Annotated in this window: 13 protein-coding genes; 11 read left to right on the top strand and 2 right to left on the bottom strand. The window is 68.7% G+C overall.

The annotated features are described in order from the left end of the window. Both FXO23_RS10780 and FXO23_RS10775 read right to left on the bottom strand, forming a co-directional pair. Complete coding sequence (locus tag FXO23_RS10780; protein ID WP_246257115.1) at positions 1 to 1,206, bottom strand: putative glycoside hydrolase family 15 protein; 1,206 nt, start codon at positions 1,204 to 1,206, stop codon at positions 1 to 3. Positions 1,207 to 1,217: 11 nt separating this feature from the next. Then, a complete protein-coding gene (locus tag FXO23_RS10775; protein WP_158883492.1) occupies positions 1,218 to 2,684 on the bottom strand; it encodes a sugar transferase in 1,467 nt (488 codons plus the stop codon). 263 nt (positions 2,685 to 2,947) lie between these two features. On the opposite strand from FXO23_RS10775, the gene FXO23_RS10770 reads away from it, so the two are divergent. From FXO23_RS10770 to FXO23_RS10720, 11 genes are all read left to right on the top strand, one after another. Continuing rightward, positions 2,948 to 3,739 (top strand): glycosyltransferase, encoded by a 792-nt coding sequence (locus tag FXO23_RS10770; RefSeq protein ID WP_158883490.1) that lies wholly within the window; start codon positions 2,948 to 2,950, stop codon positions 3,737 to 3,739. Positions 3,740 to 3,745: 6 nt separating this feature from the next. Next, the gene (locus FXO23_RS10765) at positions 3,746 to 5,062 is read left to right on the top strand and encodes an FAD-dependent oxidoreductase (RefSeq protein WP_158883488.1); all 1,317 of its coding nucleotides are present in this window, start codon (positions 3,746 to 3,748) and stop codon (positions 5,060 to 5,062) included. Next, positions 5,055 to 6,290: a non-hydrolyzing UDP-N-acetylglucosamine 2-epimerase gene (gene wecB, locus FXO23_RS10760; RefSeq protein ID WP_158883486.1), complete on the top strand. Its 1,236-nt coding sequence runs from the start codon at positions 5,055 to 5,057 to the stop codon at positions 6,288 to 6,290. Before FXO23_RS10765 ends, wecB begins: the two co-directional genes overlap by 8 nt. After that, positions 6,287 to 7,342, top strand: coding sequence for a lysyl oxidase family protein (locus FXO23_RS10755; protein WP_158883484.1), 1,056 nt, complete (start codon positions 6,287 to 6,289; stop codon positions 7,340 to 7,342). The genes wecB and FXO23_RS10755 overlap by 4 nt, the downstream gene beginning before the upstream one ends. Positions 7,343 to 7,929: 587 nt before the next feature. Then, a complete protein-coding gene (locus FXO23_RS10750) occupies positions 7,930 to 8,625 on the top strand; it encodes a hypothetical protein (protein ID WP_246257114.1) in 696 nt (231 codons plus the stop codon). Positions 8,626 to 8,657: 32 nt separating this feature from the next. Beyond that, on the top strand, positions 8,658 to 9,596 hold the full coding sequence (locus FXO23_RS10745) for a glycoside hydrolase family 43 protein (RefSeq protein ID WP_158883480.1): 939 nt from the start codon (positions 8,658 to 8,660) through the stop codon (positions 9,594 to 9,596). A gap of 367 nt (positions 9,597 to 9,963) precedes the next feature. Then, the gene (locus tag FXO23_RS10740; protein ID WP_158883478.1) at positions 9,964 to 10,851 is read left to right on the top strand and encodes a hypothetical protein; all 888 of its coding nucleotides are present in this window, start codon (positions 9,964 to 9,966) and stop codon (positions 10,849 to 10,851) included. A 159-nt stretch (positions 10,852 to 11,010) separates the two neighbouring features. Continuing rightward, the gene (locus tag FXO23_RS10735; protein ID WP_158883476.1) at positions 11,011 to 11,571 is read left to right on the top strand and encodes a hypothetical protein; all 561 of its coding nucleotides are present in this window, start codon (positions 11,011 to 11,013) and stop codon (positions 11,569 to 11,571) included. A 257-nt stretch (positions 11,572 to 11,828) separates the two neighbouring features. Next, positions 11,829 to 12,209, top strand: a complete 381-nt coding sequence (locus tag FXO23_RS10730; protein WP_246257112.1) for a hypothetical protein — start codon at positions 11,829 to 11,831, stop codon at positions 12,207 to 12,209. Positions 12,210 to 12,584: 375 nt separating this feature from the next. Next, positions 12,585 to 12,947 carry a hypothetical protein gene (locus FXO23_RS10725; protein WP_158883474.1) on the top strand — a complete coding sequence of 121 codons (363 nt, stop codon included), beginning with the start codon at positions 12,585 to 12,587 and terminating at the stop codon, positions 12,945 to 12,947. Positions 12,948 to 13,086: 139 nt separating this feature from the next. Further along, positions 13,087 to 13,506: a hypothetical protein gene (locus tag FXO23_RS10720; RefSeq protein ID WP_158883472.1), complete on the top strand. Its 420-nt coding sequence runs from the start codon at positions 13,087 to 13,089 to the stop codon at positions 13,504 to 13,506. The last annotated feature ends 138 nt before the right edge of the window (positions 13,507 to 13,644 follow it).

Here is a 13,644-nt window from a genome sequence, read left to right as displayed (position 1 = left end):
TCAGCGCGGGGGAGGCGGTGGGGACGAGGCCGGTGGCGTTTTCGGCCGGACGAGCACCACGCCGTCGGCGGCGGGGAGGTCCAGTTGGGCGACCGGCGTGCCCTCGAGGGTCACCATTCCGGCGGGCGGGGTGACCGGCGCCGCCGTCGTGGTGGGATTCACCGCGACCCATCCGTCGGTGAACTCCCGGGTCCAGACGCCGTTGGGGAGGCGATTCGCGGTCTCGACGGCCTTGCCCAGCCCGGAATCCTGCAGGGGCGACCAGTCGGGTTCGGAGTAGCTGGGCGCTTTCGCGGGCGTCCAGCACGTCCGCGGTCCGGCGAGGATCGCGGCACTGGCGTATCCGGCGCGGTCCTCCCGGGGGCCCGGGGTCCGCGTGACCAGCAGCAGCCAGGATTCACCGAGGGTGGCCTGTGCGCGCAACTCCTGCCATTCGTTGCCCTGGAACGTGAGCAGCGCACCGGAACCGCCGTCGTCGCGGAAGCCGAAGTTCTCTTCCATCGCCCCGCCGAACCGGGAATGCGCGGTCCAGCGGCCGGGGATCAAGTGGGTTTCGGATACGTTGGGCACCAACGACTTTCCGGCTTTGGCCAGCGCGTCGCCCGCGGTGGCGAGGAACGCGTCGAGGCCGTCCCGGAGCAGCCGGTCGGTCGCGGCGGCATCGGGCGTGCCGGCGAGAACCGCGGGCGAATAGTGGCTGAGCGAGTTGAAATCGTTGTCCGCCAGAACGCCGTCCCAGCCTTCCCGGACCACCTCGGCGGTCACCGCCGCGGCCCAGGCCTGCTGGTAGGCCTGATCCCAGACCGTCATCTGCCAGTGGCGCGGGTACCCGCGCCATTCGATGCGGCGGCCCTCGACGTCCAGGGCGAACCAGCCGGGATGCTCGCGCTGCGCGGCGTAGTAGCCGATCCCGGTCGGCAGCCACTGCGCGTCGACGTCACCGTTGACCGCGCCGGGGTAGTTGCGAGTGCTGGACAGGTCCTTGTACACCAGCACGGTGATCTGGGGATTGAGCTCGCGCAGGCGCCGCATGGCGGCGATCTCCGAGGCGTTGAGCACCACGACCCGGTACCGGCGGGCCGCGGATTCGAGCTCCGCGGCGGTGGGGCTGTCCCCGATGCCGTACCACCACGCGCAGGGCGCGGCCGGCTCGGGCGGTGGCGCCCGATCTTCGTCCGCGGCCGGGGTGGCGCATGCGGCCACCACCGCGGTGACCGTCAGGACCGCGGCGGCGCGGCGTCCGATCCGCCGGTGGCGCGAGGTCGCGCGCCGCGGAACAGCTCCCTCGCCGTCAAGAGCATGATCTTCACATCCAGCCATAGGGACCAGTTCGCGATGTAGTAGTTGTCGTACCGGGCACGTTCGGCGATCGAGGTGTCCCCGCGGAGACCGTGTGCCTGCGCGAGCCCGGTGAGCCCGGCGGGAACGCGGTGCCGGGCCCAGTACAGGTCGTGGGTCGCGGAGAACTCCCGCACGAACCCCGGCCGCTCCGGCCGCGGTCCCACGATGGACATGTCACCGCGCAGGACGTTCCACAACTGGGGGAGTTCGTCCAGCGAGGTGCGCCGGAGAAAGGCGCCCACCGGGCCCACCCGCGGGTCGCCGGCGACCGACCACCGAGTCTGCGAGTCATCCTCCCGTCCCGTTCGGACACTGCGCAACTTGAACAGCACGAAGGTGCGGCCGTCCATGCCCACGCGCAGCTGACGGAAGAACACCGGCCGGCCGCTCTCGAGCAGGACCCCGAGCGCGCACGTCGCGATCACCGGAGCCAGCGCGGCCAGGGCCGCCGCCGCGAGCACGAGATCGGAAACGCGCTTGAGCCACCAGGTCGGCCGGCTCGTCGGTGCGATGTTCAGCCGGACCAGCGGATAACTCCGGAGCCGCTCGTGCTTCGAGTCGTCCTGGCAGAGTTCGAACAACCGCGGGACGACCAGGGTGGTGCGGCCCCGGCGATGGACCACCGCCGCGATGTCCGCGGACGGGAAGTCGTGGACGGAGGAGAACGCGAGGACCACCGTGCCCACCCGGAGCCGGGTGAGCAGGCCGGGCAGGTCTCCGTTCAGCAGGTCGAGCGGCAACCGGTCCCGGTCGAGATCCGGATCGACGTCGACGAAGCCCACCGGTCTCAGGCCGTATTCGGGATGCGCCAGCATGGTCCTGGCGAGCGCGACCCCGATTTCTCCCGCGCCGACCACCACGCACCGATCGCACCGGCCGAGCCGGCGGCGCGCCCACCGGCCCAGGGTCAACGCGGTGAATCGGAAGAGTTCGCCGGTGACCGCGAAGACCAGCACCAGAGATCCGGTGGTGGCAGCGGCTTCGGTGTCCCCCGAGGTGAGCAGGAGGACGCCGGTGAGCAGACCCCAGCCGATCATCGTGGCGCCCGCTGATCGCGGGAGATCCTGCAACCAGGACAGCCACAGCCGCTTGCGGTAGAGGCCGGCACAGGCGCGGATCCCCAGCAGCACGGCCGCTGCCGCGCATCCCGACCGGCGGCCCTGCGCGGTGATGCCGATCGATCCCAGCAGTGCCAGCGCGTCCGAGAGCACCAGCAGGACCGCGACCGCGTTCACCCGGTCCAGCGCCGCCTGCCACCGCCGCCACCCGGACTCCCCGTCGCGAAGCCGCGAACCCCGGGGTGGTCTCACCGCGACGTCCGAGGCCGTGTCCAGTTCGATCACCGGAGATCGCCTCTCGCGGACGTTTGCATTCCGATCGGTCCTTTCTCCTTGCCTGCCCTTCTTGATGCGGCTGGGACGCAATGGTCGCGAAAGGGAAACCACCTTTTCAGGTGTATGCCATTTTCGCCGAACCCGAGTGGACGGCGCATTGGCCTTCACTTCTCGGTGTCCGCGGTCAAGAAGTGTTGCCGGGCGGTCGAAAGAGCTGACAAGGCCGAGCCGAATCCGGTGTCGGCGGCAAGCGGTGTGGAAATCGAGGGGCAGTGACGGTCGAAAACCTGGAAACGCGCGAGGGTGGTACGCGACCCACGGCGCACGTCGTGTTGCCCGCCTACAACGAAGCCCGCTCCCTGCCGCCGTTGCTGGACAGGCTCGCGGCGATGGCCCGGACCGAGCGGATGGTCGTCTGGGTCGTCGATGACGGGTCTTCCGACGGCACCGCCGCTTCCGCGGAGTCGGCCGCCCCCGGCCTCGACCTCCGGGTGGTGCGCCACCCCGCCAACCTGGGACTCGGTCAGGCGGTCCACTCCGGACTCCGTGCCGTACTGGAAACCGCGTGCCACCACGACTTCGTGGTCGTCATGGATGCCGACGACACGCATGACCCGGCGCTGATACCCCGGTTGCGGGAGGAACTGGCGGCGGGAGCGGACCTGGTCATTTGCTCGCGCTTCGCCGCCGGTGGGCACGACGGCACCGCGCCGCTGTTCCGCCGGGTGCTTTCCCGCGGAGCGGCGGTGCTCTTCCACGGCGTCCTGGGCGTCGACGGCGTGCGCGATTTCACCAGCGGCTTCCGGGCCTATCGGGTCGAGCTGCTCGAACGGGCGGTGCGTCACTGGGGTGAGCGCCTGGTCGAGGAGCGCGGTTTCGCCTGCATGGTCGAACTGCTCATGAAACTGCGGCACTGCCGCCCGGTGATCCGGGAAGTGCCGCTGATGCTGCGGTACGACCGCAAACAAGGAGCCAGCAAGCTGAGGTTGCGGCGGGCTGTTCTCCAGTACGTGAAGCTGATGGCTCGCGACCGGCTCGCACCGGCGCCACCCCGGAACCTCTGATCCGGTATGTCCGAATCCGAAACCGTGGTGATCGGTGGCGGGATCACCGGGCTGGCCACCGCTTACCGGCTGGTCCGGGCCGGCATCCCGGTCACCGTGCTGGAGAGCAGTGATCAACTCGGCGGCCTCGGCACCTTCCTCCCCTACGGCGACTGCTGGGTGGAACGCTTCTACCACTGCGTCATGCCGACCGACGCGCATCTGCTCGCACTGCTCGGAGAACTCGGGTTGCGGGACGAAGTGCGGTGGCGCGGCACCAGCATGGGCATGGTCGTCGACCACGCGCATTTCCCGTTCAACTCGGCGATCGATCTGCTGCGGTTCACCGCCCTGACACCGGCCCAGCGGATCCGGTTCGGGCTGGTGTCGGTCTCCCTGCGCCACCTCGGCCGGGGCCGGGACCTCGACCGGACGCGGACCGGGGACTGGCTTCGCCGCCTGTACGGGGAGGAGATCTGGGAGAAACTGCTCGTGCCGATGTTCGGATCGAAATTCGGGTCCGGCTTCGCGGATGTGCCCGCGCTGTACCTCTGGCAACGGCTGGGCCGCGAACGCAATGTCGCTACCCGCGGTTACCCGGCCGGGGGATACAAATCGATCGTCGACGGACTGCGTTCCGCGATCGAGTCGGGCGGTGGGCACGTGCGCACCTCGACGCCGGTGCGGCGGCTGCGCGTCCTCGGGAACGCCCTGCACCTCACCGTGCCCGGCGGCGCCGGGCTCACCTACGACCGGGTGGTCTCCACCCTGCCGCTGCCGCTGCTGCGCGAACTCGCCGAACCGGAACTCGCGCGGCGGTTGCCCAAGACCCGCCTGCCGTATCGGGGCGTGGTGAACGCGCTGTTCTTCCTCCGCCGCCCGCTTGCGGGGCACTACTGGACGCCGGTGGTGCGTTCGGGAACGGAATTCGACGGCGTTGTCGAGATGAGCGCGCTCACCGGAACCCGGTGCGGGCGACACCTCGCCTACGCGATGCGCTACACCGACCAGGGGGCCGCCCTGCACGCCGAGGACGAGGCGGCCGTCGCCGAACGCTGGACCGGGCAACTGCTCCGGCTCTACGCGGGGCTCGGGCTGCAGCGGGAGGACATCGACCACGTCGAAGTCTGCAAAGCGCCCTTCGTCGAACCGGTGTATCCACTGGGCTACCTCGAGCAGCGGCCGCCGGTCGAGGTGCCGGGCACCGGCCTCCTGCTGGCGACCACCGCCCAGGTCTACCCGGCGGTGACCAGCTGGAATTCGAGTGTCGGTTTGGCGAACGACGTAGCGGCCCGGGTCATCGGCGATCGCCGGGCCGCCTTCCGGGGAGCGCCCAGTGCCTGAGTCCGTCGCGCCGGAAGTCCATCTGGTGGTGGGCACCCGGCCGGAGGCGCTGAAGGTGGCGCCGGTGATCGAGTCCTTCGCCCGGCGCGGCCGGATCCGGCCGGTCGTGGTGGCCAGCGGCCAGCACCCGGCGATGGTCGACCAGGCGCTCGCGGTGTTCGGCCTCGAGCCCGACGTGGTGCTGCCGGTCGGGCGCCGGGCCGGTGGTCAAGCCGACTTCTTCGCCCGCCTGCTGCCGCCGCTGGCCGAGCTGTGGGAAGGCCGCCGCCCCGCCGCCGTCCTGGTGCAGGGGGACACGTCGACCGCGTTCGCGGGCGGGCTGTCCGCCTTCTGGACCGGGCTTCCGGTCGTGCATCTGGAGGCGGGGCTGCGTTCGCACGATCTGGCGGCGCCCTTTCCGGAGGAAGCCAACCGCCGCTTCCTCAGCGTCGTCGCCGCGCTCCACCTGGCGCCGACCCCGGCCGCCGCCCGTCATCTGGTCAACGAGGGCGTACCCGAGGCCCGGATCCTGGTCACCGGCAACACCTCGGTGGACGCGGTGCACCGGATCGCCGCGTACCCGCGCGCGTTCGCCGAACCGCGCCTGGCCGACCTGGAGCGGAGGGCGCGCCGCGGGCACAGCCGCATCGTCCTGACCACCATCCACCGCCGCGAATCGTGGGGCGCGCCCACGACCCGGGTGCTGGGCGCGGTACGCGCGTTGGTGGCGGCGCATCCCGACCTCGAGGTGGTGCTCCCCGCGCACCCCAATCCGGCGGTCCGGAGCCAGGTGTACCGGGAGCTGGGCGGCACCGAGCGCGTGCTGATCACCGACCCGCTGGACTACCCGGACCTGATGCGCGTCCTCTCCGCCAGCGCACTCGTGCTCTCCGATTCCGGGGGGATCCAGGAGGAAGCCCCCACCTTCGCGGTTCCCGTCCTGGTGCTGCGGGACGTGACCGAGCGGCACGAAGCGGTGGAAGCCGGATGCGCCGTCCTGGTCGGCACGGACGAGAGCCGCATCCTGGCCGCCGCCCGCCCGCTGCTGGCGGGCCCCGCCCCGGGCAAGGCCGCGCCGGCCGCGGGCAATCCGTTCGGCGACGGTCACGCCGCGGAGCGGACCGAACAGGCCGTGGCCAAACTCCTGGGGCTCACCACGGCCGCCCCATCCCCTTTCCGCGCGCCGACGGGCCGAACACACGGCCCGGTGCTTCCGGCCCCGTATCCGCTGACCGAGGTTGGCTCATGAACGGGAAACGCGGCCGCCGATCGGCCGTGGTGCTGGCCTTGGCCACGGCCGCGCTGGCCACCGTGCCCGCGGCGGAAGCGGGCAACCCGGGACTGCTGCCGGACCTGCGGCAGGCTCCGGTCGGTTGCCCGGGCGGCTACGGCGGCGATCCGGCCCGGTGCGAGGACTGGGACGTCTGCCCGGTCGCCGACCGCGCGGCGCCCAACGGCCCCTGCGTCACCTCGGGCGCCATCCAGGCCGTGCGGCTGCGGTTCACGACCGCCGAGGAGAACGTCGGAGACGGGCCGCTGCTCCTGTACGGGAACCGCAAGAGCGAGCAGCAGCCGACCATGGCGGTTCGCCAGGCCCTGCAGAAGGGACCGAACGGCGGAATTCCCGGTCGCTTCGACGACGCCCAGCAACCCACTGCCACGTCGATGTACTACGAACCCGCCCCGATGCACCAGCACTGGCATCTGATGGAGTTCGAACGTTTCCAGCTGCGCACCCCGAAGGGAGGACTGGTGGTGAGCGATCGGAAGAACGGCTTCTGCCTCGGGGACCGGCATCCGACGGCGGACGCCGTGGTGCTGCGGAACACCCCGCGTTCCCCGGTGGATCCGGCGGGCCGCCTGGCCGGGCAGCTGAAGGGGAACCTCTGCCGGTTCGGCGATCCCGCGGCGCTGGACGTCCTCGAGGGAATTTCGGTCGGCTGGGCCGACGACTACGTGTTCGATGTCGACTACCAGTGGCTGGACATCACGGAAGTGCCCTCGGGCCGGTACGAGGTCGTCACCACGGTGAATGCCGGGCGTACCCTGCTGGAGAAGGACTACACGAACAATTCTTCGTCCATCGCGATCGCCGTCCAGTGGCCGGGCGGCGCGAGCAGGGCCGGAAGACCGATCACGGCGGCGCCGACGGTCACCCTCCTGCGCAGCTGCCCCGGACGAGCGCGGTGTCCGGTCGCGCGGGAGCAGGAGCGCGCGGACGCGCGGGTGACGCGGTCCGGGCCGATCAGAACGGGTGAGCCCGGGCCGCCGCGGCACGGCGGCCACCAGGGACATGGATGACAGGAATCCCCCGAACGGGAACCCGGCTGGTGGGCTGACCGTCCAGGGCTTCGCACAAAGGGCGTGGACCGGTGGTAAGCCGGAAAACACTGCGGTAACGTCATCCGCGTTGAACAAAGATCATCAATATTCGCGGACCTTGGTCGAGTTCGCATGACGGCCGGTAATTCGCGGAGATGGCCGAATCAGGCAGAGTTCCGCCGTCGGCGCTTTCCGGCTATTTGGCGTGGGGCGAGCAAGTGCCCCGGCCCTCGCCCCACGCCAATCTATTTTACGAATACCGATTCCGGTCGCGGCAGTTGTTGGCTCCGCACGGAAGGAAAGCTGGAATCCCAGTGGTCGGAAAAGCTGCTGTGCCCTTGTCCGCCGATAGCGGCCGTTCGGCCGGAATCGGCAGACGTGCCGCGATGGTGGGATTCCTGTCGGCGGCCATGAGCGGGTGCTCGGCGCCGGCGACGCAGCAAGGCTCCTTGGTGGAACGTCCGGTTTCCCCAGCCCCGTCCACGCCTGCCCCGAAGCGCGAACCGGTTGCCGATTCGCTGCTCGTCGGTTTCTGCGGTGCCGCGGGTACGAAGTCATTGGGCAAGATGACCGGGGATCTGCGGGTGGCGTCCGCCTTGTTGCGGAAGCAGTCGGCGGAATACGGCGCCGGGCGCTCGGTCATCGAACTCATCGCCACCATGGTCCAGTCCGCGCCGGGACCGGACGGGCGCTATCGGACCCACGTGGGTGAAGACACGATCCACCGGTACCTGGAGCACGCGCGATCGGCGAATTCCCTGCTGCTGCTGAACATTCAGCCGGGGAGGGCGCCCTTTCTCGACGAGGTCGCCCGGTACCGGCGGTGGCTCCTGAACCCGGACGTGGGCGTCGCCCTCGATCCGGAGTGGGCGGTGCCGGAAGGTGTGGTCCCCGGTGCGAAGTTCGGCTCGACGACCGGTGCGGAACTCGACGGGGTCGCCGCCTACCTCGCCGAGCTGGTCGCTACCTCGGGACTGCCGGACAAGGTGATGGTCTACCACCAAGTCGCCGCTTCGGTGGTCCGGGACGAGGAGAAGCTGCGACCCCATCCCGGGGTTTCGATGATCAAGGTGGCCGACGGGATCGGCGGGCCGGCGCTCAAGCGGGCCACGTGGAAACAGGTGATGGCGCGGAAACCGGCACACGTCCACGCCGGGATGAAGCTCTTCTACGAGGAGGACACCAGGCACGGGCAGCCCCTGCTTTCGCCCGCCGAAGTGATGGCCCTCGCGCCCCGGCCGAAGTACGTCGTCTACGAGTGACGGCCGAGCCCGTCGCCAGATCGGAGGTGTGTATGAAGTGGACAGGCCTGCTGGCCGCGGTGGTCCTCCTGCTCGGCTGGTTCGCCCCGGCCGCCGCGTCCGCCGCCCGCGCCGATCGGCCCGCGCTCCTGCTAGACCAGGACTTCGCGGATCCCGATGTCGTGGTGACCGACGAGGGGCAGTTCGCCTTCTCCACCACCAGCGCGTCCGGCCGGGTCCCCTTCGCCCGGGCGGAGCGGGCGGACGGCCCGTGGCGCGTCGTCGGGGACGCGCTGGCCGCGGATCCCGCCTGGGCCGACCCCGCGGGGGGCTATTGGGCGCCCGAGGTCTTCCGCCGCGACGACGGCTCGTTCCTGATGTACTTCGCGGCCGTCGAGTCCGCCCCTGGCCGCCGATGCGTCGGCATGGCCGTGGCGGCCGCGGTGACCGGGCCGTTCACCCCGTTCGGCGATCGCCCGCTGGTCTGCGACCCGGCGGATTCCACCGACATCGACCCGCGCACCTTCGTCGACTCCGACGGGACGCGTTACCTGGCGTACAAGTCGGAAAGCGGTTCCACGCCCCCGTCCGCGATCTGGCTGCAGCGGACCACGCGGGACGGCACCGCGCTCGTCGGAGGCAGGCAGGAGCTCCTCCGCGCCGACGATCCGTCGGAGAACGGCGTCGTCGAGGCCCCGGTGATCATCAAGCAGGGACTGCGCTATGTCCTCTTCTACTCCGCCGACAACTTCCTCAGCGGCGGTTACCACACGGCCTTCGCCACCGCCGATACCGTCGGTGGGCCGTACCGCAAGGCGAAGGAGCCGCTGCTGACCAGTGCACGGCTGGACGGCGCGGTGGACGGTCCGGGTGGCGCGGACGTGCTGGGCGAACTCGTCTTCTTCCACGGATGGCTGCGCGGTGAGCGCAAGGAACGCGGCCTCTACCTGTTGCCGATCGCGTTCGTCCGCGGCCGCCCGGAGCTGGCCTGACGGCCAAAAGGATAAAAGCGAGCAGCACGTCGTGTCCGTAGGCCTCCCGGGTGCGGCGATATTGTGCTGCGCACAATTTTGCGAAAGCAGGCGGTCGCACGTTCGTGAACCGAGCCGATGAGCGGAATATCGCTCCCGCAAGGGGATCTTGTGAGTGCGGCCCGGAGAATCGGATATCCGCTGCCCACTCGATTGAGTGTCACAAGTTCCGCGACGGGTTCATTTCGGCGATTCCTGGGTATTTTCGACGTGAGGTTCCCGGAACGGGCCTCGTACGTACCAGGCGACCTTTCGTCACGTCAACAGAAAAGGTCACGCCTGACTGTTGAAGAAAGGGAGAGAGTACTAGATGTCTATCATCCGACGCATGGCAGGCGCGGGAGCGCTGGTCGTGCCATTGGTGTTGTTCCTCACCGGGACGGGCCAGGCCGAAGTGCCCGGGACCACCGGAAGCGGCAGCGCGTACCACGAGTCCGGGACGTTCGCCGGGATCGGCGGCGCGGGAACCGTCGATGCGACCTCAGCGGCCGGCAGCCACGGCTGGGGCGACGAATTCGCCGTTCACGCGCAGTCCGGAACCTACGCCGGGCTCGGCGGCGCGGGCACCTACGAAACGGGATCCGCGTCGTACAACTCCGGTTGGAACTGGCACCACCATCCGCACAGCCATCACGGTCATCACCATCCCTGGCTGATGGTGGATGGCGACCATGACGGTCACCACCACCACCCCTGGCTGATCGTGCATGGCGACGATGACGACGACGTGACGGTGAACCTCAACCAGACCCAGTCCCAGACTCAGGACCAGGGGCAGGCCGCCGAGGTGGAGTCCGACGACGAGAACACCGCCACCGAGAACACCACCATCGAGGTCGAGGAGTCGGAGGCCGACGAAGCCACCGAATCCGAGGAAGCCACCGAGGGCGAGGAAGCCGAGGCGACCGAAGCCGCGCCCGTGCACCGGTTCTCTTCGGTGACCCACCGGGCGCCGAAGCAGACCACCACCGGTGCGGGTTACCGGGAGCAGCGCGTTGGCGATGACGAAGGCCACCACCACCATCACCACGCCATTCCCGGCAGCTTCAGCGCCTATCACGAATCCGCCACGGCAGCCGGGTTCGAGGGGGCGAGCAGCGACTCGCTCACCAGCTTCGGGAGTACCCACTTCTCGCTGCACGCGATGAATGGGTCGGCCGCCGGCCGCCACGGCGCGTCCTCGTACAACCAGACGAGCGCGGCGGGCACCAGGTAGCCGCCCGGGGTGTCGTCCGGAGCGAGCGACCGGACGAACCACGGAGCCGTACAACGAAATTTCCCACATTGCCGCGCTAGTACGGCCTAGTGCGGACCCAAGGCTCTGCGTCGGCCCAGTTGCCGGCGCAGAGCCGTTTCTCGTGCTCGGAGGTGTTCGATGACCTGGGACGTTTCGGAGGCGCTGCGCAGATATGGCGTGCACCGACGGGCGGGAGAGTCCGTGGGGGAGTTCTGGTACCGCCTCGGGCTGGCGTACGTCGCCGATCGTTCCCTCGAGCCCGAGATCCGCGAGATGGCGGCGGTGTGCGCGATCTTCAGCCTGCAGCACGAAGTCGCCTGGACGGACGAGTCCCTGAACCTGTTCGGGCACGGCGTGGTCGAAGTGTGGTTCGAGGAGGAGAGTCCGCCGTTCGGCTGCTGGTTCCCCGCCTACCAGGTCGCACTCGTCTTCTCCTATCGGCCCGGCGAACTGGAGCGTTGCCTCGAAGGCTGGGCGGAGCAGGAACTGAACGAGGGAGGATTGGACACCGTTGGGCTTCTTCCGCTGCGTGTCGGCCCGGTGTGGATGGTGCATGTGCATCGCATCCTGGAAATCGGCCTGCGGAGTCCGCTGGCCGCCGAGTTCAACCGGCGTATCGAGAGATGGCTCGGGCGAACGGACCCGACGCCGGACCAGCTGCACGCCCTGATCGACAGATTGAGCCAGGCGCGCCGATGACCGGACACGGCAGCCGGGCCGCCCGCCCCGCAGTTGTTGATCTTGTTGGGGCGCAAAGCGTTGCGGTGCTCGCGCAGATGCACGTGAAGTCAATACCCGGACGGGTGTACAAAACGGCGGTCAGAAGCTTGGCCGTGGACACAATGGGGTTACCACCTGGAATCACTTCCCGACGACCGGTAAGTTTCTGGGCGCGGGTGGAGGAGATCATTTTCCTGTCGCGCAAGGAAATCCCCATCGCGTAGGAAGATGCCTGATTGTTCGTCATTGAGGAGATCGCCGTGTTGAAGAAGGTTGGGTTCGTTGCGGCCACCGCGGCCGCGAGCCTGCTCATGCTGGGAGGTGTGGCCTCGGCAGGTGAGGGTCACGACCGGGACACCGGCCCCGTGCAAGATTCGAACGAGCAGACCGCGCTGGTCAATCTGAACAACACCGAGTTGCTGCACAACGTGAACATCGACCTCGGCTTGTGCGAAAACAACATCAACATCATCGCCATCCAGGCATACCTCAGGGATGTCGCCAATAACCTTGGCATCCCGATCCTGTCCACCACGCACAACCAGTCAACGGATCAGGATCCGCACAACTGCTCGTCCAGCAGCCTCGTCGACGGCGGAAGCAGTCAGAACAACTGACTTCGTCGAGTGCGGGCCCGGTGTCGCCGACCATGAGAAGGCAATCTCCTGGCCGAATGATCGGTGGGCGCCGGGGCCGCGGCTTGGCGATTCGATGCGCAGGCGTCGTTCTGGACGCGGGCGAACGAATTGATCGGGGGCGAACTGCACACTCCCACCGCCAAACGTTCGTCTCGAAGGCGCGGCGCATCGAGACAAGGAGATACGGGGCCGCATGCCCAGGTCGGCCCCGTATCTCTGTTCGACGCGTTTCTGCGGGTCACCGCGAGCAAGCGTGCTGCTGGTTTACCCCGGTACCCCGGACAGCTCGTACCAGACCCAATCCGATGCCGCGTTTACAAAAGTTGGTCAGTTAAATAAGAATGGAGTAGTAAAATGCTGAAAAAGGTAGGTATCGTCGGCGCTGTAATGGCCGCTTCGGCTTTCTTCTTCGGCGGGATGGCTTCGGCCAGTCCGGCTCAGCAGGACGACTACCCGAACTCAAGCGTATCCGATGAAGCCGAACAGTCGGGCGTGCTGAACCTCAACAACACGGATGTGCTGCACAACGTGGATGCCGTGCTCGGCGTTTGCGACAACAACATCAACATCATCGCGATCCAGGCATACCTGGAGGACGTCCTGAACAACCCGCAGATTCCGATCCTGTCCAAGGGCACGAACAAGGCCAAGGACCAGGACCCGGAGAACTGCGCCTCCGGCGGCATCAAGGACGGTGGCACGGCTCAGGGCAACTGACCCGGGCAGGGACCGCGGCCGTCCGCTACGGGCGGCCCGGGGGAGAGCGCGCGGTGCGGGATTCGGACCTGGTGCGAGGCCGGATCCCGCACCCGTGCGACATCGGCATTCCGTTGGGAAAGAAGATCAGGAAGTATAAATGAACAAGACGAAAGTTATCGGCGGCACGATGGCGGCGGCCATCGCCATGATCATCGGCGGTGGGGTGGCGCAGGCGGCCGTTGTGGGCACCCCTCCCGCACCCGAGCCCCACCACAAGCATTTCGTGCTGGGAAGCAATCTCCTCGGGGAGGATGCGGACCTGGACGAGTTCATCGGCAAGGCTCTGGCCGCGGGCGATGCCCCCGTCGCCGCTGTCAACAAGGCGCTGGATGAGGGTTTCGACCCGGTGGAGGTCATCAAGTCCGCCATTGACGCCGAGATCGACCCCAAGATTCCACTGCTCGCGGCGCTCCAGCGCAACGTCGATCCGGAAGAGGTCAAGATAGCCGCACAGCAACTCGGTGTTTCCGAAGCCGTAATCGACGAGGTGCTCGCCCCATTCGAGTCGGCGCGATGATCCCGCCGGGGTAGGGCACCTCCAACCCGCCCCCGGCAGCCTGGCCGACCGGCTCCTCCGAGGCCGCGACGGAGCCGGTCGGCTTGCGGCGCCGGGCAGTGCGTCAGACCGCCCCTTTGCCGAACCGGGCGCTGTCCC

This window comes from Amycolatopsis anabasis (genome assembly GCF_009765355.1).
Classification (GTDB): Bacteria; Actinomycetota; Actinomycetes; order Mycobacteriales; family Pseudonocardiaceae; genus Amycolatopsis; species Amycolatopsis anabasis.
Note: the sequence above shows the minus strand (reverse complement) of the source record. Positions and strands in the feature narration are given on the sequence as shown.